Annotated in this window: 2 protein-coding genes; one reads left to right on the top strand and one right to left on the bottom strand. The window is 65.7% G+C overall.

What is annotated here, in order from left to right; all coding sequences use genetic code 11:
• Window positions 1-10: 10 nt before the first annotated feature.
• Window positions 11-121, bottom strand: a complete 111-nt coding sequence (locus DMC18_RS27100) for a hypothetical protein (RefSeq protein WP_233245315.1) — start codon at window positions 119-121, stop codon at window positions 11-13.
• A 383-nt stretch (window positions 122-504) separates the two neighbouring features.
• Here DMC18_RS27100 and DMC18_RS25105 point away from each other — a divergent pair.
• Window positions 505-1,190: CHASE3 domain-containing protein (locus DMC18_RS25105; RefSeq protein ID WP_146218228.1), on the top strand; the 686-nt coding region annotated here is incomplete at its 3' end.

Genomic DNA, 1,190 nt, shown 5'->3' with positions numbered 1-1,190 from the left:
GAGAGAGGGATTATCGGGCGCTCAGGCCCACCAGCAGGTAGCCGCCGAAACCGGTCGCGAAGGCGGCGGCGGCCAGCCACAGCATGGGGCGGACCAGCGGCAAGGGCGGGGGAGCGTTCATCGGGGGCGCGTCCTTGGCGCGTTCGGCCGAAGCTCGGCCTTGTTCGAATACGCGCGGCCCCGTCCCCCGGTTGCGGCCGTGCGTCGTTTTTATCTCACGATTCGCGTCAAAGATGCAAAATCGCCGAATGCCCCAAGGTGGAGAGCCCCGCTCCACTGTATTCGATAATAATCAGAACACGGATCAATATCGCCTGCTTCGACCTGTGGAGTCAAAGCCTGCGACCACACGTCGCACCCTATGTTCCATCCTTGTGGCAGAATGAGTTGATTGCACTGAACAATCAAGAACGCCGTTCGATACGCGCTTAGTGTGTTCATGAATAATATCCATTAATCCGCATCGGCGAAACTCCTCCCAACACTCTCCTGGGAAGTCTCGTGATGCTCAGCAACCTCAAGGTGGCGCACAAGCTGCTGCTGGCCTTCGCCGTACTGGTGGCGGCCGTGGCCGGGGCCGGGGCCCTGGCCTGGAGCGGCCTGGCGTCGATCCAGCGGGTCACCGCCCTCAACGCCCACAGCTACGACTATCTGGCGGTGGTCGAGAAGGCCGGCGCGGATCTCGTCGAGCAGCAGAACGCCGCGCGCGGCTTCGTGGCGAGTCTGGATCCGTCGTTCGTCGAGAAGTACCAGAGCTACCAGGGCAAGTACGACGAGGCCTTTCAGGCCCTGACGGCCGGCGCCGAGGACGAGGCCGAGAAGGCCAATCTCGACACCCTGACCCAGGCCGTGACCGTTTTCCGCGCCGAGACCCTGGCCCAGATCGCCGACGCCAAGGATCCCGCCAAGCTGGAAGCCGCCCGTGTCGGCATCGGCAAGAGCGGCCGCCTGACCAATGTGCGCAAGGTGCTGAAGACCATCGACGAGGCCGAACAGGCCCAGTTGGCCCAGCGGACCGAGGAACAGAAGCGCGCCTTCGCGGGCGCCGGCCTGGCCCTGGCCCTGGGCGGCGCGGCCGCCGTCGGCATCGCCGTGCTGATGGGCTGGCTGCTGGCCCGCAGCATCGCCGCCCCGGTCGACGCCATGACCTCGGCCATGCGCCGCCTGGCCGATGGCGACAACGCCGTGGC

The organism is Caulobacter sp. D5 (assembly GCF_003185805.1).
Classification (GTDB): domain Bacteria; phylum Pseudomonadota; class Alphaproteobacteria; order Caulobacterales; family Caulobacteraceae; genus Caulobacter.
This window is presented reverse-complemented; position numbering and strand designations above follow the sequence as displayed.

What these genes read in the sequence shown, in the direction of transcription:
- DMC18_RS27100 (WP_233245315.1), bottom strand. Translation starts at nt 121, where the DNA reads ATGAACGCTCCCCCGCCCTTGCCGCTGGTCCGCCCCATGCTGTGGCTG.